The 24621-nt window shown below is 55.1% G+C and carries 20 protein-coding genes; 10 read left to right on the plus strand and 10 right to left on the minus strand.

The window, feature by feature from the left end:
- Positions 1 to 3 precede the first annotated feature (3 nt).
- The 3 genes from FHW66_RS10270 to FHW66_RS10280 all read right to left on the minus strand — a co-directional run bounded on the left by FHW66_RS10270 (position 4) and on the right by FHW66_RS10280 (position 7400).
- Entirely contained in the window at positions 4 to 2574 is a 2571-nt protein-coding gene (locus tag FHW66_RS10270; protein WP_183379701.1) for a circularly permuted type 2 ATP-grasp protein, read from the minus strand.
- Positions 2575 to 2674: 100 nt separating this feature from the next.
- Positions 2675 to 6046 (minus strand): DUF2126 domain-containing protein, encoded by a 3372-nt coding sequence (locus FHW66_RS10275; protein WP_183379702.1) that lies wholly within the window; start codon positions 6044 to 6046, stop codon positions 2675 to 2677.
- A 109-nt stretch (positions 6047 to 6155) separates the two neighbouring features.
- A complete protein-coding gene (locus tag FHW66_RS10280; RefSeq protein WP_183379703.1) occupies positions 6156 to 7400 on the minus strand; it encodes a polyhydroxyalkanoate depolymerase in 1245 nt (414 codons plus the stop codon).
- Between the two features lie 195 nt (positions 7401 to 7595).
- Here FHW66_RS10280 and FHW66_RS10285 point away from each other — a divergent pair, with 195 nt between their 5' ends.
- The 5 genes from FHW66_RS10285 (at position 7596) to FHW66_RS10305 (ending at position 12592) form a co-directional block, all read left to right on the plus strand.
- Positions 7596 to 8249 (plus strand): glutathione S-transferase family protein, encoded by a 654-nt coding sequence (locus FHW66_RS10285; protein WP_183379704.1) that lies wholly within the window; start codon positions 7596 to 7598, stop codon positions 8247 to 8249.
- A 137-nt stretch (positions 8250 to 8386) separates the two neighbouring features.
- Positions 8387 to 8827 carry a cupin domain-containing protein gene (locus tag FHW66_RS10290; protein WP_183379705.1) on the plus strand — a complete coding sequence of 147 codons (441 nt, stop codon included), beginning with the start codon at positions 8387 to 8389 and terminating at the stop codon, positions 8825 to 8827.
- A gap of 312 nt (positions 8828 to 9139) precedes the next feature.
- A complete protein-coding gene (locus tag FHW66_RS10295) occupies positions 9140 to 10555 on the plus strand; it encodes a circularly permuted type 2 ATP-grasp protein (protein ID WP_183379706.1) in 1416 nt (471 codons plus the stop codon).
- Between the two features lie 2 nt (positions 10556 to 10557).
- A complete protein-coding gene (locus FHW66_RS10300) occupies positions 10558 to 11562 on the plus strand; it encodes an alpha-E domain-containing protein (protein WP_183379707.1) in 1005 nt (334 codons plus the stop codon).
- A gap of 142 nt (positions 11563 to 11704) precedes the next feature.
- Positions 11705 to 12592 (plus strand): proteasome-type protease, encoded by an 888-nt coding sequence (locus tag FHW66_RS10305; RefSeq protein ID WP_183379708.1) that lies wholly within the window; start codon positions 11705 to 11707, stop codon positions 12590 to 12592.
- A 90-nt stretch (positions 12593 to 12682) separates the two neighbouring features.
- On the opposite strand, the gene purM is transcribed toward FHW66_RS10305, so the two are convergent.
- Positions 12683 to 13726: a phosphoribosylformylglycinamidine cyclo-ligase gene (gene purM / locus FHW66_RS10310; protein ID WP_183379709.1), complete on the minus strand. Its 1044-nt coding sequence runs from the start codon at positions 13724 to 13726 to the stop codon at positions 12683 to 12685.
- Between the two features lie 127 nt (positions 13727 to 13853).
- On the opposite strand from purM, the gene FHW66_RS10315 reads away from it, so the two are divergent.
- Genes FHW66_RS10315 through folK form a run of 5 tightly spaced genes read left to right on the plus strand, consistent with a single transcriptional unit; the run spans position 13854 to position 18202 of the window.
- The gene (locus FHW66_RS10315; RefSeq protein WP_183379710.1) at positions 13854 to 14942 is read left to right on the plus strand and encodes an AI-2E family transporter; all 1089 of its coding nucleotides are present in this window, start codon (positions 13854 to 13856) and stop codon (positions 14940 to 14942) included.
- Complete coding sequence (hda, locus tag FHW66_RS10320; RefSeq protein WP_183379711.1) at positions 14939 to 15637, plus strand: DnaA regulatory inactivator Hda; 699 nt, start codon at positions 14939 to 14941, stop codon at positions 15635 to 15637. The genes FHW66_RS10315 and hda overlap by 4 nt, the downstream gene beginning before the upstream one ends.
- Positions 15634 to 16314 (plus strand): HAD family phosphatase, encoded by a 681-nt coding sequence (locus FHW66_RS10325; protein ID WP_183379712.1) that lies wholly within the window; start codon positions 15634 to 15636, stop codon positions 16312 to 16314. The genes hda and FHW66_RS10325 overlap by 4 nt, the downstream gene beginning before the upstream one ends.
- The gene (gene pcnB / locus FHW66_RS10330) at positions 16311 to 17699 is read left to right on the plus strand and encodes a polynucleotide adenylyltransferase PcnB (RefSeq protein WP_183379713.1); all 1389 of its coding nucleotides are present in this window, start codon (positions 16311 to 16313) and stop codon (positions 17697 to 17699) included. Before FHW66_RS10325 ends, pcnB begins: the two co-directional genes overlap by 4 nt.
- Positions 17696 to 18202 (plus strand): 2-amino-4-hydroxy-6-hydroxymethyldihydropteridine diphosphokinase, encoded by a 507-nt coding sequence (gene folK / locus FHW66_RS10335; RefSeq protein ID WP_183379714.1) that lies wholly within the window; start codon positions 17696 to 17698, stop codon positions 18200 to 18202. Before pcnB ends, folK begins: the two co-directional genes overlap by 4 nt.
- A 49-nt stretch (positions 18203 to 18251) precedes the next feature.
- On the opposite strand, the gene FHW66_RS10340 is transcribed toward folK, so the two are convergent.
- The 6 genes from FHW66_RS10340 to FHW66_RS10365 form a co-directional block, all read right to left on the minus strand.
- Positions 18252 to 19529, minus strand: a complete 1278-nt coding sequence (locus FHW66_RS10340) for an EAL domain-containing protein (RefSeq protein ID WP_183379715.1) — start codon at positions 19527 to 19529, stop codon at positions 18252 to 18254.
- Complete coding sequence (locus tag FHW66_RS10345; RefSeq protein ID WP_183379716.1) at positions 19519 to 20706, minus strand: chemotaxis response regulator protein-glutamate methylesterase; 1188 nt, start codon at positions 20704 to 20706, stop codon at positions 19519 to 19521. The genes FHW66_RS10340 and FHW66_RS10345 overlap by 11 nt, the downstream gene beginning before the upstream one ends.
- The gene (locus FHW66_RS10350) at positions 20703 to 21215 is read right to left on the minus strand and encodes a chemotaxis protein CheD (protein ID WP_183379717.1); all 513 of its coding nucleotides are present in this window, start codon (positions 21213 to 21215) and stop codon (positions 20703 to 20705) included. Before FHW66_RS10350 ends, FHW66_RS10345 begins: the two co-directional genes overlap by 4 nt.
- Positions 21212 to 22042, minus strand: a complete 831-nt coding sequence (locus FHW66_RS10355) for a protein-glutamate O-methyltransferase CheR (RefSeq protein WP_183379718.1) — start codon at positions 22040 to 22042, stop codon at positions 21212 to 21214. Before FHW66_RS10355 ends, FHW66_RS10350 begins: the two co-directional genes overlap by 4 nt.
- Before the next feature lie 100 nt (positions 22043 to 22142).
- Complete coding sequence (locus FHW66_RS10360) at positions 22143 to 22694, minus strand: chemotaxis protein CheW (protein ID WP_183379719.1); 552 nt, start codon at positions 22692 to 22694, stop codon at positions 22143 to 22145.
- An 81-nt stretch (positions 22695 to 22775) separates the two neighbouring features.
- Positions 22776 to 24572 (minus strand): methyl-accepting chemotaxis protein, encoded by a 1797-nt coding sequence (locus FHW66_RS10365; RefSeq protein WP_183379720.1) that lies wholly within the window; start codon positions 24570 to 24572, stop codon positions 22776 to 22778.
- Between the last annotated feature and the right edge of the window lie 49 nt (positions 24573 to 24621).

Genomic DNA, 24621 nt, shown 5'->3' on the forward strand with positions numbered 1-24621 from the left:
TCCCTATACTCCCTGACTGACCGGCACACTGAGTGGCGTGAAAAAGTGACGGGCCAGATCATCAGTGAGTGTGTAGCCGGCACTGGATGCCTCTCGCATCAACTGTATCAGGCGGGCATTGGCCGCAACGGCACCAGCAGGAGCGGCATGCGCATCCCGCACCAGGTCGGACAAGGAAATAGCATCCAGCTGGTGACTGAGATGGGCTGGGATATTCATGCTCAAAATGCCAAGCTGCTGCGCAATATCAGCCAGATAATGTTGCAGCATGCGGAACTGATACGCAATGCTGTGTGGATTGCTCACATCAAAAATCAGCAGATGCAGTACCTGCAGCCATTCCGGCTTGCGTCGATAGCGCACGCGATAGGTCACGATACTGCTCGACGACTCCAGCAACCAGGTCAGTGCGCCGTCCTGGGCCGCTGGTTCAAGCTGCAGAAACTGGTCAAACAGATAAGCAAGGTGAACCATGCGCTCGATGTGGCGACCGATCATCAAGAACTGCCATCCTTCATCACGCGTCATATCGTCCAGTGCATGTCCTGCCAAACCGGTACAGGCCTGTATCACGTTATTGAGTACCTGCAAGGTCGCACTCGGGGAATTCAATCGTTCCGCCACCATCGCTGGCATGCGGTTGAGGGCCTGCCAATTGTCGAGCGAAAGATGTTCGCGTACCTGATAGCCGGAATGATGCAAATGGCGCAGATGCGTCGCGACACTGACCGTCGCGCTAGGGTCGGAAACCGCTGCCTGCAAGCTCTGCTGCATAGCAGTGAGCGTAGGATGGGCTTGCTCCGATTTAGGCATCAAAATGCCCAATTGCCGGCAAATCTGGCTGACATGTCGGAGGATGCCGCGCTGCTCGCTCACTCCCTCGGTAGTACATTGCAGGGTGGTGCGGAGCAATCTGGCCAGATTGTCGGTACGCTCGGCATAACGCCCCATCCAGAACAGGTTTTCTCCAGCATGGGAAGAGACGTCGACGGTCGTTCGGATCAATGCAGAGGTACGCGATATCGGATCGGTCATGCCAACATTCGCTGACATCGTCCCGTAATGATTGCCAACCGCATCTTCATCGCGTTCAGTACGCTCCGTGCGTTCAATGCGTTCATTCAAAACCCAGACATCCTTGCTGGTGCCGCCCTGCTGCATCGAGACCACATCACGTCGTTGCCGCGGCGCAACCCGCGTCAATCCACCGGGCATGACTTGATACCCGCCCTTGCCATCGGCCACCGCAAACACTCGCAAGCTGACGGTACGATTCATCAGGCGATATTCACCGCTACGTGACAGCACCGGCGCCTGTGACAGACGTACCCACTCCTGCGCGACATAGGCATGCGGCTGCAATTGCAGGCTCTCCAGCAAACGACGCCGCGCATGTCCGGTCAAAGTATGGCCAAATACCGGCTGCATCCGCATCGAGGGAAAGGCTGGCATGATGACCAGTTCGTCGAGATGGGCCAGCGTATAGTCGAGCGCAGGTTTCTCGCCACACCACCAAGACGCCACCGCAGGTAGCGCTAGCTCCTCACCCAGCATGCGCTGGCAGATCGCTGGTAAAAAACCATGCAGCGCAGTCGACTCCAGCACCCCGCTGCCGAGTGCATTGGCAATAAGTACATTGCCCGAGCGTGCTGCCTGCGTCAAACCGGGAATCCCAAGGGCCGACTCTGAGCGCAACTCGAGCGGATCACAATAATCATCATCGAGCCGGCGCATGATCGCGTGCACACGACGCAAGCCAGTCAAGGTCTTGAGATAGACCATCTCGCCACGTACTGTGAGATCAACCCCTTCGACCAAAGGAAAGCCCAGTGTGTGCGCCAGGAAGGCGTGCTCGGAATAGGTTTCGTTATACGGTCCTGGTGTCAGCAATACCACTAACGGTTGCTCGCCTTGAGTGGGCGCAAGCCGCGTCAGGCATTGATGTAAGGCATGGAAATAGTTGAGCAAGGGCTGCACATGCATATCGCGCAATGCTTCCGGCAAGGCGCGCGTCATGATTTGCCGGTTCTGCAGTGCATAACCGGCGCCGGATGGACCTTGTGTCCGATCTGAAATCACCCACCATTTGCCGTTGGCTGAACGTGCCAGATCAATCGCATACAAATGCAGATGCACACCACCTGGTGGCTGAATGCCACGGCAAGGCCATAGATATCCGTGTTGTCCGAAGATCAGTGCCGGTGGCAGCAAACCCTCGCCCAACAAGGTTTGCTCGCCATACAAATCTGTCAGCACGGCATTGAGCAAACGGGCCCGTTGCTGTACGGCAGTTGACAGCATGCGCCACTCGTCGGCTGCCACGATCTGCGGCAACAAATCCAGTTCCCACGGCCGATTGGCGCCTTGCGGATCGGCGTAGACGTTGTAGGTCATGCCGTCTGATGCAATCGCGTCACGTACCTCCTCGGCGCGTCGACGCATCATATCCGGCGACAGATTTTCGAGTTGATCGATCAGCGTGCGCCAATGCGGCCGCAAACTTCCGTCGGCCGCCAGCATCTCGTCATAGCGGTCGGCGTCAGCGGTATAACTCTGCAGAAGGCGCTGGTACATAAATTGAAAACATCCGTCAGAAAGCATGCTACCTCTCCCGACTTCTCATCAAGTAGAGAGCGCGGAAGAGGTAGCGCCAGAATGCGCAGATCCTGTTGGATCAGTAATGCCGCAAGTCTAACGTAAATGGAAACTCGATTGATGCTCTGGCAGGGCTAATATCGAATTTTCCTGGTGTGTGGTTGAATCTGAAATAACGCGCCAGACGACGGCTTTCAGCTTCGAAGGCATTCACAGGGAAGCTGTCGTAGTTACGGCCGCCGGGATGCACCACGTGATACTGGCATCCGCCCAGACTGCGACCATTCCACGTATCCACCAGATCGAAGGTCAGTGGCGAGTCAATCCCGATGGTCGGATGCAATGCCGAAGGCGGCTGCCAGGCGCGATAACGCACTCCGGTGACGAATTCCCCCACCACACCGGTCGCCTGCAACGGTACCGCGACACCGTTGCAAGTGAGTACGTAACGGTCAGATGCCATTCCACTGAGCTTGACCTGCAACCGCTCCAGCGAAGAATCAACGTAACGTGCCGTGCCGCCAGAACTGCCCTCCTCGCCCAATACATGCCAGGGTTCAAGTGCGGTACGCAGTTCCAGTTCCATACCCTTGACATCAAAGTCGCCAATCTTGGGGAAACGGAATTCGAAATGCGGCGCAAACCAGTTGGCCTGTATCGCAACACCGGCCTCTTGCATATCGTCAATGACATCTTCGAAGTCTTGCCAGATGAAATGCGGCAACAAGAAGCGATCATGCAGCTCCGTACCCCAGCGCACCAGTCGCCGAGGTTGATACGGCGTCTTCCAGAATCGCGCCACCAATGCCCGCAGCAGCAATTGCTGGGTCAGGCTCATCCGGGCATGCGGTGGCATTTCAAAAGCACGTAGCTCCAGCAACCCCAGACGGCCTGTGGCGCTGTCTGGGGAATACAGTTTGTCGATACAAAACTCGGCCCGGTGCGTGTTCCCCGTCACATCGATGAGCAGATTGCGCAACAGCCGATCCACCAGCCAGGGCGCGCAACCACCATGTTCCAGTTGTTTTTCCATCTCGGCAAAGGCCAGTTCGATCTCGACCGTGGAGTCATTGCGCGCCTCGTCAATCCGCGGCGCCTGCGATGTCGGTCCGATGAACATACCCGAGAACAGATAGGACAGAGATGGATGGTTGTGCCAGTAGCTGATCAGGCTGCGCAGCAAATCCGGACGCCGCAAGAAGGGGGAATCCATCGTGGTGGCACCACCGAGCACAAGATGATTACCGCCACCGGTGCCAGAATGATGACCGTCGAGCATGAATTTTTCCGTGGTCAAACGGGATTCTCTGGCTGCCTCATACAGATGGGTGGTTTGCTCCACCAGCTCTTTCCAGCTACCGGCTGGCTGGATATTGACTTCAATGACGCCTGGATCGGGTGTCACGCTGAACTTGCGCAGGCGGGGATCTGATGGCGGCTCGTAACCTTCCATGATGACCGGCTGCTTCAGCGCTTCGGCGGTCGCCTCGATCGCTGCGACCAGTTCCAGATAGTCTTCCAGCTTCGCCAACGGGGGCATGAACAGATACAGCACACCCTTGCGGACTTCGGCACATAGTGCGGTACGAGTGATGTCGGCAGCCGATTCGAACGGTGCGGGGACCTGACCAGCCGCTCTACCAGCTGCACGCCCTGAAACAGCCGTGCTCATAGCGGTAGCCGCGGCGTTAGCACTGGCACGGGCCGGTGCTGTTGTGACGCGGATAAAACGTTCCGTGACCTGATGTCGAATCGCTGCAGCAGTCGGCAACGCTGCAAATTGCTGGGTTGGATCTTCCGGATAAACGATAGGATGATCGGTCGCTTTCGCCCAGGGCAAAGAATCCAGCGGCAGGCGATAACCCAGCGGTGAGTCGCCGGGATAGAGGTAGCAGCGCTCGCTGCGCAGGAACCATTGCCCACTTTGCCAGCCGCGTCCATCGGGCCGGCGTGCAATCGGCAATACATGACCCGCGACCTTGTCGAGGCCCTGCGTAAATACCCGCATCAAACGTTCGCGCTCCTGCTTGTCGTCCAGCCGGGCGTCGAAAGGATCAACATTGCCCGGCAATCTGCGCTCGCGCCAGAGGTAGTAAAAGACATCCTCAAAAGCCGGGAAAACGTATTTGTCGTCTAGCGCCAGCAAGCCCGCAACTCCCTTGAGAAAGCGCTGAGCGATGGCATCATCCTTGACATTGGCACGGGTCTCGTCGCCGATCAATGCGCGGTTATGCCAGATTGGCTGACCATCGCGACGCCAGTAGCAATTAAGCGCCCAGCGCGGCAGCTGCTCTCCGGGGTACCATTTTCCCTGCCCAAAGTGCGGCAAGCCGTGTTCTGCATACTTGTCACGCATGCGGTGATACAGATCGGCTGCCAGGGGCTTTTTGGTCGGCCCCATGGCAGCGGTATTCCACTCTGGTTCATCGGGATGATCGAGCGCCACGAAGGTAGGCTCGCCACCCATGGTCAGACGCACATCGTTTGCCGACAGGTCGCCATCGATCAGATGTCCCAGCGCTTCAATCTGCTGCCACTGTGCTTCGGTATACGGCTTGGTCACGCGTGGCGCTTCCCATAGCCGGAGGACACTCATCTCGTGCTCAAACTCAACTTCGCAGGGATCCACCAAGCCACTGACAGGTGCTGCTGAGGACGGTTCAGGTGTGCAGGACAGCGGGATATGCCCTTCTCCGGCAAACAAGCCCGAGGTCGGGTCCAGTCCGACCCAGCCAGCGCCCGGCAAATAGACTTCGCACCAGGCATGTAGGTCGGTGAAATCGGCTTCCGGTCCCGACGGGCCATCCAGCGACTTCTGATCGGCCGTCAACTGAATCAGATAACCCGATACAAAGCGTGCGGCCAGACCAAGATGGCGCAACAGTTGCACCAACAGCCAGGAAGAGTCACGGCAGGATCCAGATCCCAGTTTGAGTGTCTGCTCCGGTGTTTGCACACCGGGTTCCATGCGGATCGTGTAGGCAATCGCATCCGCCAGCTTCTGGTTCAGTGCCACCAGAAAATTGGCCGTCGTCGCCTTTTCGCGCGAAATACCGTCCAGAAATTTTTGGAACAACGGCGTCAGCGGCAAGGTCTTGCGGTACGGTGCCAGCTCGTTCAGCAGCTCCTTGGCGTAATCGAAGGGAACCTGCTCTGCATAAGGCTCCAGAAAAAAATCAAAGGGATTGATGACCGACATCTCGGCCACCAGATCGACCTCAATCCGAAATTGACTGGTTTTTTCCGGAAATACTAAACGTGCCAGATAGTTGGACTGGGGATCTTGCTGCCAGTTGATGAAATGCGGCTCTGGCAGGATACGCAACGAGTAACTCAGGATGCGTGTACGGCAATGTGGTGCGGGACGCAGGCGAACGATTTGCGGCCCCAGATTGATTGCACGGTCATAGTGGTAAGACGTGACATGATTCAGCGCCACATGAATTGACATGAGTATCCTTTACAACAAAGCAAGTTTGAATGGATGGATCAGCAGCACTGCATAACGGATATCAACGGACATGCACCGAAATAAACGGAAATCACCAGCATCGCGCTGGTCATCCCTGGTGCATATTAATGAAATCCCGCAGGCGTGGATAGATTTCCCTGTCCCAGCGACGTCCATTGAAGACACCATAGTGCCCCACTGATGTCTGCACATGGTGCAGACGCATGTAAGGGCGGATGCTACTGCACATTTCCTGTGCAGCGACGGTCTGCCCGACGGCACAGATATCGTCTTTTTCGCCCTCAACGGTGAACAGGGCGGTACGTTTGATGGCTTTCAGGTTGACCGGCTGGCCCCGATATTGCAACAGCCCTAGTGGCAGGGCATGTTCCTGGAAGACAACACGTACGGTCTCCAGATAGAACTCCGCAGGTAGATCTGACATGGCGAAATACTCTTCATAAAACACTTTGATGGCCTCGGCTTGCTCATCTTCGCCATTGGCAAGATGATGAAAAAGATTACGGAACGCATCCACATGCCGGTTCAGATTCATGTTCATGAACGCTGTCAGTTGCAGAAAGCCTGGGTAGACACGACGGCCGCCACCAGCGTGCCTTGCCGGTACGGTGCTCACCAGATTTTCCTCGAACCATTCGATCGGCTTGCTCTTGGCCAGCGCATTGACAGTGGTAGGATTGACACGGGTATCAAGTGGTCCGGCCATCAGCGTCATGCTGCGCGGTTGTGCCGGATCACCGGCCTCAGCCATGACCGCAACTGCCGTGATGGCGGCCACCGTTGGCTGACAGACCGCCACCACATGTGCGCCGGGCCCCATGGTCTGCAGGAAGCGAATCAGATGCGCCACATACTCATCCAGACCAAAGCGTCCATGCTCGACCCCGACATCACGCGCGTTATGCCAATCGGTGACGTAGACATCGTGATCGCGCAGCAGAGTTTTAACGGTGCCACGTAACAAGGTGGCGAAATGCCCTGACATGGGTGCCACTAGCAAGACCCGTGGCTGAGGTTCCGCAGCATCCTTGCAAAAGCGCAACAAGCTGCAGAATGGCGTCTTGTCCACCACCTCTTCGCGCACCGCAATGGTGCGCGGCGGCTGTCCCAGCTCCACACTGTCGATGCCAAAGGGCGGCCGCAAGTGTGTGAGCTGGGTTCGGGCAAATACTTCATAGCCAGCTGCCAGCCTGCGCAGAGCATGACTGCCGGGCAGGTCGGGCCAGCTGTATTGTAAAAGTTGTCCCAGAATCGGCGCAGCAAACCGGGCTGCGGCGCGCAATGGGTCCGTAACATCAGCGTAATACTGATATGCCTGGTACTTATTTGTCATAGGACAGCCCATTCCCTTTGTTCTTGCCAGTCGCTACCGCGATGCAATATGCATGCCATTGCATCCGCGCGAGAATCCGGCACCTGACGACCATGCGTTTCCATACTTAACAGCAACAGCGTCGCTGGCACGTCCTTTGCAAGAAGGGATGTCATGCTCTAGATGCGTCCGAATAACCATACCCAAAGGACCGAGATGCCGAAGACGACGTTACGCATTACCAGCAAGAACTATTCATCCTGGTCACTTCGTGGCTGGCTGATGGTTAAGTTCGCCGACTTGCCGTTCGAGGAAGAAATTGTCTCCCCCGACGACCCTGATGCACGCGCAGAAATTCTGCTGCTTTCTTCCTCGATTCTGGTGCCTAGCCTGCGCCATGGAAAAACCCTGGTCTGGGATACCCTGGCCATCGGCGAATACCTCAATGAAGTACGTTCGGCAGCCAAGCTGCTTCCAGCGGATCAGGTAGCGCGTGCGCACTGTCGCGCCATCTGCGGCGAGATGCACTCGGGCTTCAGTGCGCTGCGCTCGGCGCTGCCGATGAATCTGAAAGCCCACTTCCCCGGCTTCAAGGTGTGGTCGCGAGCACAAGCCGACATCGCCCGCATCACCACCATCTGGAAAGAATGCCTCGCCACTTACGGCGGTCCGTTTCTGTTTGGCGAGCGTACTCTAGCGGATGCGATGTATGCACCGGTGGTCACTCGCTTTGTCACCTATGACGTCTCGCTGGAACCGATTTGTGCCGCTTATAGCAAGCGCATCATGGCATTGCCTGAAATGCAGGAATGGATTGCATCGGCAAAACTGGAACCGGAAGACATCGACGAACTCGATGTTGAGTTCTGACGGCGCAACTCGATACGTAACTAGAGACGAAAAACAGGAGACAAACCCGCGTTGAAATTGCACATCGGCCTGATGACACTACGCCACCGGGCCTCACCGAAATTGCCTGCGGCATGCCGCAAGAAAGGATGAAAGTGATGTCTACTCCAGCTGCTACAACGTCGACTTCCCTGAATCAGTTTTCACATATCCATCCAGAGGACACGCCTTTTGCATCAGGTGGTTTACGTGATTTTTTCCTTTATCGCGACCTTGGCATCGCCACGGCCACCGGTGGTCAGGTCATCGCCCAGCTGGTCAAGGCCAACCAGCCGCCTGAAGTGGGAACTGGCTGGCACCGGCACGAAGCCAACTTCCATATCGTGATCATGCTCAAGGGTTGGGCACGGTTTATGTACGAAGACAAAGAGACCTTGGTCAAGGCCGGTGACTGCGTACACCAGCGCCCGGGCATCGTGCATTTCCTGTTCGACTACTCGCCCGATATGGAATATCTGGAAATCGTAAGCCCCGCCGATTTCAGCACCGTCGACATGCCCGCACCCTGTGCAGTACCGTCGCCAACGCCTTGGGGCTAGCACCAAAGTACAGGTCAACCAACAGAAAGGAGTTTATCGTTTGCCATCTTCGTCGGCACTGAAAGCCCGTGTCGACAGGCATTTTCAAGCAACCGCTTGCATCGTCCACCAGGTATGGGCCACTGATTGGTTGACACGCATTTTTCGCTGTTCAAAAGCAGAAATGGCGTGATAGTCTTTCATGACGTTCACCAGTAATGAGGATGATCCGGCAAACGATACCAATTAAAAAACCGATACGATCCGCGCCCTCCGGCAATCGCAGTAACAGAAAATCTCCTCCGTAGTTGTACTCGAAATCGAAGCAAATTTATGGCCAAATTTTTTGACGAGATGTATTCCGGCGACGGTGTTGCCGTGCGCAAACACTACGATGAATTCGCAGCCTGGCAGTCGGCACAATCCGCGGAAACAATCGCTCGCAAGCGAGCGGAATCCGATCTGATCTTTCGTCGCGTCGGCATTACCTTTGCCGTCTACGGTAACGACGCCGGTACCGAGCGGCTGATTCCCTTTGACATCATCCCGCGTATCATCCACGCCGCTGAATGGACCAGACTGGAAGCTGGACTGGTGCAGCGTGTCAAAGCGCTGAATATGTTCATTCACGATATTTATCACGGACAGAATATCGTCAAGGCCGGTGTGATTCCAGCCGAACAGATATTCAACAATGCCCAGTACCGACGTGAGATGCAGGACGTCAATGTAGCCTCCGACATCTATGCCCACATCGCTGGTGTCGATATCGTGCGCGCAGGTGAAGGTGAGTTCTACGTCCTGGAAGATAATTTGCGGGTACCGTCCGGCGTGTCTTACATGCTGGAAAATCGCAAGATGATGATGCGCTTGTTCCCGGAACTGTTCACCCGCAACAAGATCGCACCGGTTGATCATTATCCGGACATGCTGCTCGACAACCTGCGTTCGGTGGCACCAGCCGGTGTGGTCGATCCGACGGTCGTAGTGATGACTCCTGGCATGTATAACTCGGCCTACTTTGAACATGCGTTCCTGGCTCAGCAGATGGGTGTGGAACTGGTCGAAGGTCAGGACTTGTTTGTGGATGACGATACGGTCTACATGCGCACCACGCGTGGTCCAAAACGGGTCGATGTGATCTATCGCCGGATTGATGACGACTACCTCGATCCGCTCGCATTCCGCGCTGATTCCTCACTGGGCGTGCCAGGCTTGCTGTCGGCCTACCGTGCCGGCAAGGTCACGCTGGCCAATGCGATTGGTACCGGGGTGGCCGATGACAAGTCGATCTATCCGTATGTCCCCGACATGATCAAGTTCTACCTGACGGAAGAACCGATCCTCAACAATGTTCCTACCTATCAGTGCCGCAAGAAGGAAGACCTGTCCTACACACTGGCTAACCTGGACAAACTGGTGGTCAAGGAAGTCCATGGCGCAGGTGGCTATGGCATGCTGGTAGGCCCGGCCTCCAGCAAACAGGAAATCGAGGATTTCAGGCAGCGCGTGATCGCCAAACCGGATGGTTATATTGCCCAGCCCACGTTGGCGCTGTCGGTATGTCCGACCTATGTTGAGTCAGGCATTGCGCCACGCCATCTGGATCTGCGTCCGTTTGTGCTGTCCGGTAAAACGGTCTCGATGGTCAAGGGCGGTTTGACGCGCGTGGCCCTGAAAGAGGGCTCGCTGGTGGTGAACTCGTCGCAAGGCGGTGGCACCAAGGACACCTGGATTCTGGAGAAATAATCATGTTGAGCCGTACCGCTGACCACCTGTTCTGGATGTCGCGCTATACCGAGCGCGCCGAAAATACTGCACGTATGCTCGACGTGCATGTACAGACGGCCCTGCTGCCGCAATCCACCGATGATGCCGAGCAAGGCTGGCGTGCCGTGCTGGGGATTTCTGAATTACTGTATGGCTATAACCAGAAGTACACCTCCCTGACGCAAAAGGATGTAATTGACTTCATGGTGCGCGATCCCGGCAACCCTTCGTCGATTGCCTCCTGCCTGAAGCAGGCCCGCGAAAACGCACGCGCCGTGCGTGGCGCACTGACCACCGAAGCCTGGGAAATCCAGAACGCGACCTGGATCAAGATGCAGGGTTATCTGAAAACAGATGCATTGGAACAGAATCCCAGCGAATTTTTCGAATGGGTCAAACATCGCTCTCATCTGGCGCGTGGCGTGACCATCGGCACCATGTTGAAGGATGAAGCATTTCACTTCATCCGGCTGGGGACCTTCCTCGAACGGGCCGATAACACGGCACGTATTCTCGATGTCAAATACCACGGCGCCAAGGAAACCCAAGGCAAGCAAAATCAGCAGAGCCAGCAACAGGGAAAGGCTGCATCCAACGATGCCGCAGGTCAGGGTGACCCGCAGCTTGATTTCTATTACTGGGCGGCGATCCTGCGCTCCGTCTCTGGCTTTGAAATCTATCGCAAGGTGTATCGGGACGTGATCACCCCGGAACGGGTGGCCGAATTGTTGATCCTGCGCGGTGATATGCCTCGCTCCCTGCTCGCGTGTGTCGAGGAGGTGCTCAGCAACCTGCGCCACATCCACAATGATGTCTCTGCCGACACCGAACGTTTTGCGGGCAAGCTGCATGCAGATCTGAATTTCAGCCGCATTGAAGAAATTCTCGACGCCGGACTGCATGATTATCTCACCGTGTTTCTGGAGCGCATCTTTGAACTAGGCAACCGGATCAGTCGTGACTTTCTTGTGCCTTTGGCAGCTTAAAATGACAACATTTCCAGGGATTATCGTGAAAATACCTGGAATTTATCGATAATGTCTCGGCTCTGCGACAGTTAACCCTGTCGGCCTCGGCGGTCGACAGGGCTTACGGTAAAATTCTGCTTTTACGTTTTCGGCTCACATCATGACTTACTGCGTTGCCATGCGCCTCAATGAAGGCCTGGTTTTTCTGTCAGATTCTCGCACCAATGCGGGGGTTGACCATATCGGCACCTTCCGCAAGATGAATGTGTACGAAAACCCTGGTGAGCGCGTCATGGTCTTGATGACCGCCGGCAATCTCTCGATTTCACAATCGATTCGCCAGATCATCAGCGACAAGTCCGCCACCGATGGTCGCTCGATCTGGACCGCGAACTCCATGTATGAAGCAGCCCAGATTCTGGGTGATGCAATCCGTACCGTGCATGACCGCGATGCAGAAGAACTGAAGAAGTTCGGCATCGACTTCAATGTCAGCATCATTTTCGGGGGCCAGATCAAGGGTGAACGCTGTCGACTGTTCCAGATGTATTCGGCTGGCAATTTCATTGAATCGCACGACGAAAACACTTACTTCCAGATTGGTGAAGCCAAATATGGCAAACCGATCATCGACCGTGTCGTGACGCCCGACAGCTCGCTGGACGAAGCCGCCAAGTGCGCCTTGATTTCAATGGATTCGACCTTGCGTTCGAACATTTCGGTGGGATTGCCACTTGACTTGCTGCTCTATGACACCAATAGCCTGGTGGTCTCGCGTTTCGTCACCATTGATGAGCAGAATCAATACTTCCAGATGATTCGTAAGCGCTGGGGCGCGCAACTCAAGAGCGTGTTCGAGGCAATTGACGACCCCATCTGGAATGCCGCGCCGGAGGCGACTTCCAATGTGCTTTCCAGCCGCGACGGTGTGAGCCAGCCGGTACGTGTACCACCACCGGCGGCGATTGCCCGTGAAGTTCCTGCGGTACCGCGTCAGACATTGGCTGGTCAGGGCAATGGCGACGACAACGCTCAGCACAGCAGCTAGTACTGCTTTGCAACTGTACGGACAATAAAAAACGGCTGCAATCTGATTGCAGCCGTTTTCTTGTGTGCACTCATGTGCACAGATCTGAAATCAGAGCACGATGGTTTGTGCTTCTCCCTCAGCGCGGGCACGGATTTCACCAATACGGAAGACCGTTTCGCCGGCAGCCTTCAATTGGGCCATCGCGGCGTCTGCATTTTCCTTGGCAACAATCACGGTCATCCCGATACCGCAGTTGAAGACGCGGTGCATTTCGGCATCAGCGACGCCACCATGTTGTTGCAGCCAGGCAAACAGTGGCGGCATGGTCCACGCGTTGCTATGCAGAACGGCGGTCAGATTGTCTTGCAGCACGCGTGGCACGTTTTCCACCAGCCCACCGCCGGTAATATGGACCAGACCCTTGACTTCCATGCTCTCCATCAAGGCCAGCAAAGGCTTGACGTAGATGCGCGTTGGCTCCAGCAAAACATCGGCCAGCTTGCGGCCATGGAAGTCGGCATTCAGATCGGGCTTGGCCACCTCCAGAATCTTGCGTACCAGTGAATAACCGTTGGAATGTGCACCCGAGGACGCCAGACCAAGGACCACATCACCCGGTACAATCTTGGTGCCATCGATCAGCTTGGACTTCTCGACCGCGCCAACAGCAAAGCCTGCCAGGTCATATTCACCATCCGGGTACATGCTTGGCATTTCCGCAGTCTCACCACCGATGAGCGCGCAGCCAGCCTGTTCGCAGCCCTTGGCAATGCCCTTGATGACGTCCGTTGCGCTAGGCACATCCAGCTTGCCACAAGCAAAGTAATCGAGGAAAAACAGCGGTTCTGCACCTTGCACCAGAATGTCATTGACGCTCATTGCGACCAGATCGATACCAACGGTATCGTGACGATTCAGGTGGAAAGCCAACTTGAGCTTGGTACCAACGCCATCAGTACCGGATACCAGAACGGGCTCCTTGAACTTCTTGCTGATCTCGAACAACGCGCCAAAGCCGCCAATACCGCCCAGCACGCCCTCACGCGTAGTACGCTTGGCAAATGGCTTGATCGCCTCGACCAGAGCGTCGCCCGCATCGATGTCGACGCCAGCGTCACGGTAGGAAAGGGAAACATTGGATGATGAAGTCATGATGATATTGGCACTAGAGGCGGTAAAATAGAGAAGGTCTAAGAAGTTTTATCAGAAGATAAACGATGTCCGATTCAACATTCAAACCATGATTTTATCAAACCGATTCGCCTAAAGCCCGATTTCCATGCCTTTTTCTTTATCGAGTGATCAAAAACAAAGCTTGTTGTGGCTCATTGTCGGGTTATTGCTCGTTGGCCTCGTGATCCTGCTGGGACCGATGCTGGCGCCGTTCGTGACGGCTGCGATCCTGGCCTATGCGCTTAATCCCGGCGTAGACTGGCTAGCGCGCCGCCGTATCGGGCGCTTTACGCTACCGCGTGCGTTGGCAGTGCTCATCGTTATTGCCCTATTGATCCTGGCGATGCTGGCACTGATTTTGATCGTGATGCCGGTATTTTTGACCAAGTTGCCTTTATTGCAACAACAGATCCCGACCTTCCTCGACAAGCTCAATGCCTTCGTTTCACCCCGCCTGCATGATCTTGGCATCGATATCAGCCTCGATTTGCACGGTATCAAGCAATTGCTTACCCAGCAACTGGCCAGCAGCGGTGATGATATCTGGACGTCGGTGCTGGCCTCGGTCCGGGTGGGTGGTAGCGCCTTGCTGACCTGGCTGGCAAATCTGCTGTTCATTCCGATGGTCCTGTTTTACCTGCTGCAGGATTGGCATGCCTTCATCAACCGCCTGCGTGGTATGATCCCGCGCCGCTGGGTCGGCACGGTCACCATCATGGCCGAAGAAGTCGATGATCTGCTGGCGCAGTACTTGCGAGGTCAACTATTGGTCATGCTGATTCTGGCGATCTTTTATTCGGCGTCGCTGGCAATAGCCCGCTTTGATATTGCCTTGCCAGTCGGTATTTTGACCGGGTTGCTGGTGTTCATTCCGTATGTCGGCTTTGGCCTGGGACTGACATTGGCGCTGATTGCAGCCGTATTGCAATTTCCTGGCGCCCAGGGTCTGATCTCGGTGGCCATCATTTATGGCATCGGTCAGGTCATGGAAAGTTTTATTCTGACGCCGCAACTGGTGGGAGAGCGCATCGGCCTGCATCCGCTGGTGGTGATTTTTGCCCTGTTGGCGTTTGGTCAGCTATTCGGTTTTGTCGGCATTCTGCTGGCGCTGCCGATCTCGGCGATTCTGTCGGTGATCGTGCGGCATCTGCGTCGTCACTACCTGAGCAGCAGTTTCTACAATAGCGAGACATGAGACAACTTCTGCTGGATTTAGGTGCGCAGCAGGCACCAACGTTTGAAACCTTTGTCAGTGGTCAGAATGCAGAACTGCTGCAACGGCTGCAAGACATCGGCGCGGCGCAAGCGCTGCCGCCATTGCATGACCGGTTTATTTATCTGTGGGGCGCCAGCGGCGCCGGCAAGACACATCTGTTGCAATCCCTGGCACAGGTCTGTGCCAACAGTCGCTACATCACAGCCAATGCCGATGTGAACGACTTCGATTACGATCCTGCGGTGAGCTGCTACCTATTGGATGACTGCGAGCAATTATCGGCAGCATCACAAATTGCTGCCTTCAATCTGTTCAACCAGATTCGCGAACAAGGCGGCTTCCTGGTGAGCTCAGGGGCCTTGCCGCCTGCGCAATTACAGGAACATGTACGGGAAGACTTGCGAACACGGTTGGGCTGGGGACTGATCTATCAGTTACATGGCCTGACCGATGACGAAAAAATAGCTGCCCTGACCCAATCTGCGCAAGCGCGTGGCATGACGGTATCGCCCGCCATTCTCAGTTATCTGCTGACCCATTACCGGCGCGACATGCCATCGCTGTCACATATGCTGGATGAACTTGACCACTACTCGCTGGAGACCAAGCGGCCAATTACCTTGCCGCTGCTCCGCGATCTCTTACTACAGCAACCCGAAGACATCACACCATGAATCTTGCTATTTTTGATCTTGACCACACGATCCTTCCGATCGATTCCGACCACGAATGGGGTGAGTTTCTCTCCCGTACTGGTGCCGTTGATGGCGAAGCCCTGCGCCGAGCCAATGACGAATGGTTTGCTCAATATCAGGCTGGCACACTGGATCCAGTGAAATACCTGGAGTTTGCATTCGAAATTCTGTCGCGCTTCCCGCGAGACCAGCTGGATGCATGGCACCAGCAATATATGGAAGAAGTGATCAAGCCCGCCATGGTTCCCGCTGCCCAAGCGCTGGTGCAGCAACATCTGGACGCTGGTGATCTGGTGGCCATTGTCACTGCCACCAACAGCTTCGTGACCGCGCCCATCGGCAAACTGTTCAAAGTCCATCACCTGATCGGTGCAGAACCTGAAATTGATGCCAGTGGCCGCATCACTGGACGTCTGATCGGCACCCCAACCTTTGGTCCTGGCAAGGTGACCCATACCGAAGCATGGCTCAAAGGCCTGGGCAAGACCATCGAGGATTTTCCGAAGAGCTACTTCTACAGTGACTCGCAAAACGACATCCCGTTACTGGAGCGCGTGACCCACCCGGTGGCGACCAATCCCAACGATAAACTCAAGGCCCATGCCATTGCCAAGGGCTGGCCGATCCTGAACGTCTTCGACGCGCACGCGCAATGATTAAAAAGTTTATCCGCTCGATTCTCGGCAAGAACAAGAAAACTGCCGCTGAGACTGCCACGGAACCGACCGTGCTCGGCCAGAAGCAGCACGGCATTGATTTACAGCTGGTCTCTCCCAATGCGATCCGGGTGACGCAAACCTTGCAACAGGCAGGGTACAAGGCTTTCATCGTGGGTGGTGCCGTGCGTGACTTGCTGCTGTCGGTCAAACCCAAGGACTTCGATGTCGCCACCAACGCGACACCAGAGCAGGTCAAGCAACTGTTCCGGCGTGCCTTCATCATTGGCCGACGATTCCAGATCGTACATGTAATGTTTGGTCAGGAACTGATCGAAGTCACGACCTTCCGCGGCAGTTCCGCTACTAGCGCGCCCAAGGATGAACATGGCCGGGTACTGCGCGACAACACCTTTGGTGAACAGCATGAAGACGCGGTGCGCCGTGACTTCACCATCAATGCGATGTACTACGATCCGGCCACGCAGACCGTGCTTGACTATCATGGTGGTATCGCCGATATCCGGGGTAAAACCTTGCGCATCATTGGTATCCCGGAAGAGCGCTACCGTGAAGATCCGGTGCGCATGCTGCGCGTGGTGCGCTTCGCTGCCAAGCTCAAATTCAAGATCGATGCTGCAACCGGTGCACCGATTGCCGTCATGGCACCGCTGATCAACAACGTTCCGGCAGCGCGCGTCTTCGATGAAATGCTCAAGCTGCTCATGAGCGGCCATGCACTGGCCTGCCTGCAGCAACTGCGGCAGCAAGGTCTGCATCACGGCTTGCTGCCATTGCTCGACGTGGTGCTTGAGCAACCACTGGGCGAGAAGTTCGTTTCTCTGGCCCTCGCCAATACAGATGCCCGCATCAAGCAAGGCAAGCCAGTTTCACCGGGCTTTTTGTTTGCCTCGCTCTTGTGGCATCAGGTACTGGAGAAATGGCGCGCTTATCAGGCCGCTGGCGAATATCCAATTCCGGCACTGCATCTGGCAGCCGATGACGTCCTGAACGCGCAGACAGAGAAACTGGCATTGCAACGCAAGATCGCTTCTGATATGCGCGATATCTGGGCCATGCAACCGCGCTTCGAGCGTCGTACCGGCAAATCGCCCTACAAGCTGCTGGAGCATTTGCGCCTGCGTGCTGGCTACGACTTCCTGCTATTACGTTGCGGTTCTGGCGAGCTTGATGCTGAGCTGGGTGAATGGTGGACCGCCTTCATCGATGGTGATGGCGCTGAACGCGAGGCCTTATTAGCGCGCAAGCCAGTCGCCGCAGCCGGCACCGCTGCACCGGCAAAAAAACGCAAGCGCCGTGGTGGCCGCAACCGCAGCGGCAAAGTGGCCGGCGGCACCGGCAATGATGGTGGCGGTGAAGTATGACTGCAGCAGCACCGTTGACGCTCGCCTACATTGGTATTGGTGGCAATCTGGGCGATGCCCTTGCCACCGTCAATCAGGCGATTGTGCAATTGGGGCAATTGCCGCAAACAACATTACAGGGTCAGTCGCAACGCTATCGCAGCGCACCGATTGACTCCAGTGGTGATGACTATGTCAACGCAGTGGTGGCTGTCGCTACCGCACTCTCAGCCCATGCGCTGTTGGCCGCATTACAGGCAATAGAGCAACAACATGGACGCCAGCGTCCGTATCACAATGCACCGCGCACACTCGACCTCGATGTGCTGCTGTATGGCGACCACAGCATCAACGATGCAACACTGAGCGTACCGCATCCGCGCATGACACAACGCGCCTTTGTTCTCTTGCCATTGCTGGAGATTGCACCCGCGATCGACATCCCGGGATTCGGGCCGGCGCAGCATGCGCTTGCAGCAGTAACTGGCCAGACAATTGAGATCATCCAGTCAACTGCGCACTGAGAGAATTGAGCACGGTTGAGCTCGCGTTGATCTGATTCACACAAACTTTTTAGTCACTTTTAACCGGAGAAGGCTGGACTTCTGGCTGCATGCCAGATGGCAGCAAAGGCCGGAGTTCATGCAGACGGCGATGATGACCTTTGAGCCAGGTCGGCAGTTCATTGGCAGGCATCGGACGACCGATCAGATATCCCTGACCGATCATGCAGCCCGATTCCTGCAGCAGGCGCCAGTCTTCAATGGCTTCAATGCCTTCCGCCACGGTCACCAGCTCCAGGCGTTTGGCCATGTCCAGTGCAGATTGCAGGATCACCCGCAAATGCGGACGCATGTGGGCACCATGGACAAACGTCCTATCTACCTTGAGCTCGGTAAACGGAATCCGTGCCAGCTGTTGCATGGAAGAAAAGCCCGTACCGTAATCGTCAATCGACAAGCCAAAACCCTTGAGCCGGAAACGCGCCAGTGTTCCCAGTGAGTTACCAAGGTTCGAAGAAACCGAACTTTCGGTGATTTCCAGCACGATCTGCTCCGCCGGCAACGCATGCTGAGCCAATAAATCAGCCACTTTCTGACCGAAACTTGGCACGTCCAGCGATAGTGTCGACAGATTGACTGCGACCTTCAGTGCAAATCCACGACTATTCCAGAGTACCGCCTGCCGCATGGATTGCTCCAGCATGGAAAAGGTAAGCTCATGGATCAAGCCACTCTGCTCTGCCAGGCCGATGAAGTGCACCGGCGCAATCATCCCTTTTTCAGGATGCTGCCACCGCGCCAGTGCTTCCACGCCCTTGAGCATCCCGCTGCGGATATCAACCTTGGGTTGGTAATAGGGGATGATCTGCTGCGCAGTGATGGCGGCAGCCAATTCCTCTTCGGAGACAGACGGCACATCTTCATTTTTTCTTGGTGGCAACAACGGATCCCCGGCAGCCGTCAATACCCCAACAATTTTTTCCTCCGTGAGCGGCTTCTGCAAGGCGCCCAATACATGCAGACCCAAGGCACCCGTCATGGTCTCGACTGATGTCAGCAAGGCGTTTTCACGACTTGATGCAACGATCAGCGGAATGTTGATATCCCTGACCTGTAATTGCTGGATGAACTCCACGCCATCCATGCCGGGCATCTCCAGATCAACAATAAGTAGGCTGGGAGGCAACTTGAGCAGGGACAGCAATTCCAGCGCTTCATGCCCATTGCCAGCCTCATAGATCATTTCTACCCCGAGATCGCGCATGAGTCCAACGGTATGCAGCCGCTGCAAGGCGCTGTCATCAACGACCAGCAGCGTTTCCAGTGGGAATGATGTTTTAATTCGCATATCGGTCAATCAAGGAAGGAATTCTCTCAAGAGTCACCATGGCACTCACGCCGCCAGACAACACCGCTTCTTTAGGCATGCCATAGACCATGCAACTATCCTGATCCTGTGCATAGGTTGCAGCACCGCAATCACGCAGTTCACGCATGCCAACTGCGCCGTCATCCCCCATGCCAGTCATGATAATACCAACCGCATTGGGTCCGGCAGCCTTGGCAACAGAACGAAATAAGACATCTACCGATGGCTTATGGCGACTGACCAACGGTCCGTCCACCACTTCGACATAATATTGCCCTCCGTCACGCTTGACCAGCAAATGCGACCCGCCACGGGCTACCAATGCCCGTCCCGGCAACACCAGGTCAAAATGTGCAGCCTCTTTGACGTCAATTGTAGACAGGGCATGTAGCCGACTGGCGAAACTGGCCGTAAATTTCTCTGGCATGTGCTGCACAATGACGATCCCGGGACAACCTGGCGCGAGCTTGCCAAGCACTTGTTCGAGTGCTTGCGGGCCACCGGTGGAAGCACCGATAGCGATAATTTTCAATGTGAGAGGAACATAGACATCGCGAAAATCAGGCGGGTCGAGGATCACATCCGCGCTCAGTCTCACTCCAGACAAACCGGAAGCAGTATCGGTGACAAAATTCATGGCAGTGTTAGTGACCGTCTCCGTCCGCGTAATGGTTTTTCTGTCTGAAAGAATATCGGCAACAGCGAGGTCACTAAAGGTCGCGGCAGCAGGATTCGGATGGTGAGCAGTACCGGCGGGATTGCTCTCAGCCGCCGCACGAATGGCAGCGATCAGCGCCACCGAACTGTCATGCAAGAAATCACGAATACCCACCGCTGGCTTGCGAATAATATCCACTGCACCGGCTGCAAGTGCATCCATTGTGGTGCCGGAGTCAGGATCCGCGTGCGATGAACAGATCACCACAGGCGTGGGCCTGATAGTCATGATCTGGCGCAAAAAACTAATGCCATTCATGCGCGGCATTTCAATATCCAGCACAATCACATCCGGCCAGTTGCTGCGCATCTTGCCCATGGCAAAAATCGGATCAGCCGCAGTTGCAATCAGATCGATATCACGACAGGGCGCCAACAGATCCGTAATGACCTGGCGCACAACAGAGGAATCGTCGATTACCATAACCTTGATCGTCATCCGAGCGCTCCCTTGACCTTGGTAAATTCCTGAGCAAGAGATTGCCCGTGACGTAACCAGATTTCGCCGGTGCGCAAGTCAAAACGGACATAACGATAGCCTTCACCGGCGAGATCTTGTGCATCAACCCGAATCTTCCAACGCTGCAAAATGGCCAATACGAACTCGGCATTGGCGGGCCCGATACGGCGCTCGGTAGCGGATAGCCCCAAGACGTTAGCGCCGCCAAAAACCTTGACAGTATATTCATCGATTGCGCTGTGATGCAGACGTACCTGCTCGAGCAAGATCATCAAAGCCTCTTCGCCGTACCGTCCGTCGAGTGACTGACCGTCGGCTGGACGTGGGCGTTTGGGCAACACAAAATGGCACATGCCACCCAGTCGTCGTAGCGGATGCCATAAAACAATAGCCACGCAAGAACCAAGCAGAGTCTCAACCTGCATCTCTCCCTCACCGAAATAAGTGTCGCCCAGATTGAGGAAAACAGGCTGGACAAGTTCGCTCATACACACCGCCGGTAGATCGAAGGGGCGACCATCTCCAGATCAAGTGACATGCCATGTAAGGATTCTGAGTGGCCGACCAGCAGCCAGCCGCCCGGCTTGACGCGCTGGACTACCTGTTGCAATACCTGGAGCTTGGTCGGGAAATCAAAATAAATAATCACATTACGCAGAAAAACCACATCAAAACGTGTCTGCACCTTGGCAGGTAAATTCACCAGATTGCAATGTTCGAAGCTGACGCGCTGGCGCAGACTCTGATCGATCAGAAAATGTCCTTCATAGTCGCCTGTTCCACATAAGCAGTAACGTGCAAGATAATCATCCGGTATCCGCTCCCCCCGCGCCATGGGATACAGTGAACGACGTGCAAACGACAAGACCCGCTGACTAATGTCGGTTGCCAGGATGCTCCAAGGCTGCTGCACACCAACATCATCAAGCACCATGGCAATCGAGTATGCCTCTTCTCCGGTTGCACTGGCGGCACTCCAGATCCGCAACTTGTCGACCTGGCCTAGTACCGGCAATATCTGATCACGTAAAAAATCGAAATGCTTGGACTCGCGAAAGAAATAAGTTTCATTGGTGGTAATGAGATCAATCGCACGCTGCCTTTCTGCCTGCTGCGCTGGTAGACAGATGAACGCATAATATGCTTCAAGATTGCCCATTCCGAGTTCATTCACATGCGAAGATAATCGGCTGCACAACAAGGCCTTCTTCGACAGAGGCAAATGCAATCCCGTCTGTTCTCTGAAGAAACGCTGGAACAACAACATTTGCTGATCGCTGATATCCATTGCAACGGATTCGATACTCAAACTCATTCATGCTCCCGTGAATGTGCTTATGTCGATAGTGCCGGTAACGCAGCAACACCAAGCCTTAGATTACTCCGCCCAGGCCTATCCTGCATGTCCTCAGATGCTAATTCTGCCTGCGAGCAACCTCCTGCTCTGCCAGGCCGATCAGCGAAGACAGCTCCTCCACCGAAAACACGGCGCCAACATCGAGCGAGACCACAAAGCGATCATTGATATTGATCATGCCATCAATGAAATCGGTACGTATATGTGCACCAAATTGCAATGCCGGTTCGATCTTGTCCAGCTCCACCGTCAATACCGCACGTACTGCATCGACCATCACACCAAGCAATAGATTTTGTTGCTGTTGCGGCAACTCCAGAATGACGATGCAGGTCCGTCTGGAAACTGTTGTCGCCGGGCGACCAAGACGCACAGACAGGTCAATCACCGGCACCACCGCACCACGCAGATTGATGACCCCACGCAGAAAGCTGGGCATCAGCGGGACTTCCGTCAGCGGCGCGTATTCGATGATTTCCCGAATATCGTCAATTGCCATAGCGAACAATTCCTCGCCCAGCATAAAGCTGAGAAATTGCCTGGTTTGCACCATTTCCTGCTGACGCAGATCAAGCAGGGATGCTTCACCGCTAAGCGATAGACTAGGCATACTTATTCCTCCTCCGGCACTTGGCGCAATACATCATTACAACCGGGTAGTTCTCGACATGAAATCGATACAACATAAGGTTTAAAAGTGTTTGAAAGATGATTCATCAACCGGATCTTCTCCGGCATCGAGCATGGAAACACGCCTGCTCTTGACGAGTCGGGCACTCACCAGTGCTGGCTCGGTAGAACCTTTCTTTTCTTTTGCCGGCTTTTTGGGCTCACTGACCTTTTCGGCACCAACCTGGAAGAACATGATCAACTCCTGCAATTGCATTGCCTGCGAACTCATTTGCTCTGAAGTTGACGACAGCTCCTCCGACGCAGATGCTGTCAATTGCGTCGTCTGCGCCATCTGATGCACTGCGGTGTTGATCTGCTCGAGCCCAGCGGACTGTTCGCGCGAGGCTGCAGAAATTTCCTGTACCAGGTCTGCCGTCTTCAAGATAGAAGGCACCATCTGATCAAGCAAGACGCCAGCACGTTCGGCCAGACTCACGCTATTTTCTGCAACAGCAATAATTTCCTGCGCAGCGGTTTGCGAACGTTCGGCCAGCTTACGCACCTCCGCTGCTACCACCGCGAAACCCTTACCATGCTCGCCGGCACGCGCAGCCTCAATCGCCGCATTCAATGCCAGCAGATTGGTCTGGTAAGCGATATCGTCAATGATGCCGATCTTGCCAGCGATCTGTTTCATCGCATGCACGGTCTCGCGTACCACCTGGCCGCCCTCGGCAGCTGAACCAGCAGACTTGCTGGCAATATTGTCAGTCACCCGGGCGTTCTCGGCATTCTGTGCAATGGTGGCTGTGATTTCCTCAACTGAGGAACTGGTTGCTTCAACATTGGCAGCTTGTTGTGAAGCATTTCTGCTCAGCGACTGCGAGGATGCCGAAATTTCTTCTGAGGCTGACGCCAGCGAATTGGCCGTATCGTTGACATCGCTGATGACCGAGGTCCATTTGGAGATCATCTGTTGCGCACTGTGCAGCACACTGCCGGTATCTTTGTGCCAGAGCGGGACTTTCACCGTCAAGTCGCCCTCGGCCAGTTTACGCAAAACCATCATGGCATCCCGCGGCTCGCCGCCGAGCTGTAAACGAATCAGCCGGTAAGAGAAGAACAGGCACACCAGCAACAGCAGCATCGATGCCCCTAACAAAGAGAAAATCACGATTTCAAGCTTGGAATAGCGGACTTGCGCCACATTCACCCGCGCTTGTGTACGTTCATCCACCATTCGCAGAAAATCATTAATCGGCACCATGACACGACCGACCATCGCACGATAGTTCTGATCAAACATCAGCTCCTGGGCCATGGCCTGATTGGGGGCACCAATGACACTGAAATGACCACTTCCATCATCGAACTGACCTTTGATGGCGTTGAAGGCGGTGATTTCAATCTTGGTCAGCGCATCGCTGTTGGCTTTTGCTTCCTGCATCTTGCCCAGCTCGGCGGGCGTAAAGCCGGCCTGCTTCATCAACTCAATCAATGGCACCGCCTGATCGGCTGAGGTGGAGGCTAACTGCTTGGTATTGACCAGATCCCAGTTAAAACGCTCGTAGTGCAAGGGACGCGGTCTCTTGCCGTTGAAGATATCAAGTACAAAATAGTAGCGCTCTTCATCATTGGGATCGCCCGTGGTGACATAGGCCCGTCCAAATTTGGTCAGATCTTCGGACGTACGTCGCATTTCATTGGCAAGAAGAAAAGAGTAATAACGCGACTCGTGCGCCCGATCCAGATTCAGATTGGCATTCTTTAGCTCGCGCGTGACGACAACCATCATACTCATCAGCACTGCCAGCAAAATGACCAGCCAGGTGAACAACTGTCTGATCGTTATCTTCTGGGTCCATTTAGTTTGCATGACAAATCCCTTGCTTCTTTTCACTACGATATCGGTTGGGCTTCACGTA

The organism is Herbaspirillum sp. Sphag64 (genome assembly GCF_014192645.1).
Classification (GTDB): Bacteria; Pseudomonadota; Gammaproteobacteria; order Burkholderiales; family Burkholderiaceae_D; genus Herbaspirillum.

What these genes read in the sequence shown, in the direction of transcription:
- FHW66_RS10270 (WP_183379701.1), bottom strand. Translation starts at nt 2,574, where the DNA reads ATGTACCAGCGCCTTCTGCAGAGTTATACCGCTGACGCCGACCGCTAT.
- FHW66_RS10275 (WP_183379702.1), bottom strand. Translation starts at nt 6,046, where the DNA reads ATGTCAATTCATGTGGCGCTGAATCATGTCACGTCTTACCACTATGAC.
- FHW66_RS10280 (WP_183379703.1), bottom strand. Translation starts at nt 7,400, where the DNA reads ATGACAAATAAGTACCAGGCATATCAGTATTACGCTGATGTTACGGAC.
- FHW66_RS10285 (WP_183379704.1), top strand. Translation starts at nt 7,596, where the DNA reads ATGCCGAAGACGACGTTACGCATTACCAGCAAGAACTATTCATCCTGG.
- FHW66_RS10290 (WP_183379705.1), top strand. Translation starts at nt 8,387, where the DNA reads ATGTCTACTCCAGCTGCTACAACGTCGACTTCCCTGAATCAGTTTTCA.
- FHW66_RS10295 (WP_183379706.1), top strand. Translation starts at nt 9,140, where the DNA reads ATGGCCAAATTTTTTGACGAGATGTATTCCGGCGACGGTGTTGCCGTG.
- FHW66_RS10300 (WP_183379707.1), top strand. Translation starts at nt 10,558, where the DNA reads ATGTTGAGCCGTACCGCTGACCACCTGTTCTGGATGTCGCGCTATACC.
- FHW66_RS10305 (WP_183379708.1), top strand. Translation starts at nt 11,705, where the DNA reads ATGACTTACTGCGTTGCCATGCGCCTCAATGAAGGCCTGGTTTTTCTG.
- purM (WP_183379709.1), bottom strand. Translation starts at nt 13,726, where the DNA reads ATGACTTCATCATCCAATGTTTCCCTTTCCTACCGTGACGCTGGCGTC.
- FHW66_RS10315 (WP_183379710.1), top strand. Translation starts at nt 13,854, where the DNA reads ATGCCTTTTTCTTTATCGAGTGATCAAAAACAAAGCTTGTTGTGGCTC.
- hda (WP_183379711.1), top strand. Translation starts at nt 14,939, where the DNA reads ATGAGACAACTTCTGCTGGATTTAGGTGCGCAGCAGGCACCAACGTTT.
- FHW66_RS10325 (WP_183379712.1), top strand. Translation starts at nt 15,634, where the DNA reads ATGAATCTTGCTATTTTTGATCTTGACCACACGATCCTTCCGATCGAT.
- pcnB (WP_183379713.1), top strand. Translation starts at nt 16,311, where the DNA reads ATGATTAAAAAGTTTATCCGCTCGATTCTCGGCAAGAACAAGAAAACT.
- folK (WP_183379714.1), top strand. Translation starts at nt 17,696, where the DNA reads ATGACTGCAGCAGCACCGTTGACGCTCGCCTACATTGGTATTGGTGGC.
- FHW66_RS10340 (WP_183379715.1), bottom strand. Translation starts at nt 19,529, where the DNA reads ATGCGAATTAAAACATCATTCCCACTGGAAACGCTGCTGGTCGTTGAT.
- FHW66_RS10345 (WP_183379716.1), bottom strand. Translation starts at nt 20,706, where the DNA reads ATGACGATCAAGGTTATGGTAATCGACGATTCCTCTGTTGTGCGCCAG.
- FHW66_RS10350 (WP_183379717.1), bottom strand. Translation starts at nt 21,215, where the DNA reads ATGAGCGAACTTGTCCAGCCTGTTTTCCTCAATCTGGGCGACACTTAT.
- FHW66_RS10355 (WP_183379718.1), bottom strand. Translation starts at nt 22,042, where the DNA reads ATGAGTTTGAGTATCGAATCCGTTGCAATGGATATCAGCGATCAGCAA.
- FHW66_RS10360 (WP_183379719.1), bottom strand. Translation starts at nt 22,694, where the DNA reads ATGCCTAGTCTATCGCTTAGCGGTGAAGCATCCCTGCTTGATCTGCGT.
- FHW66_RS10365 (WP_183379720.1), bottom strand. Translation starts at nt 24,572, where the DNA reads ATGCAAACTAAATGGACCCAGAAGATAACGATCAGACAGTTGTTCACC.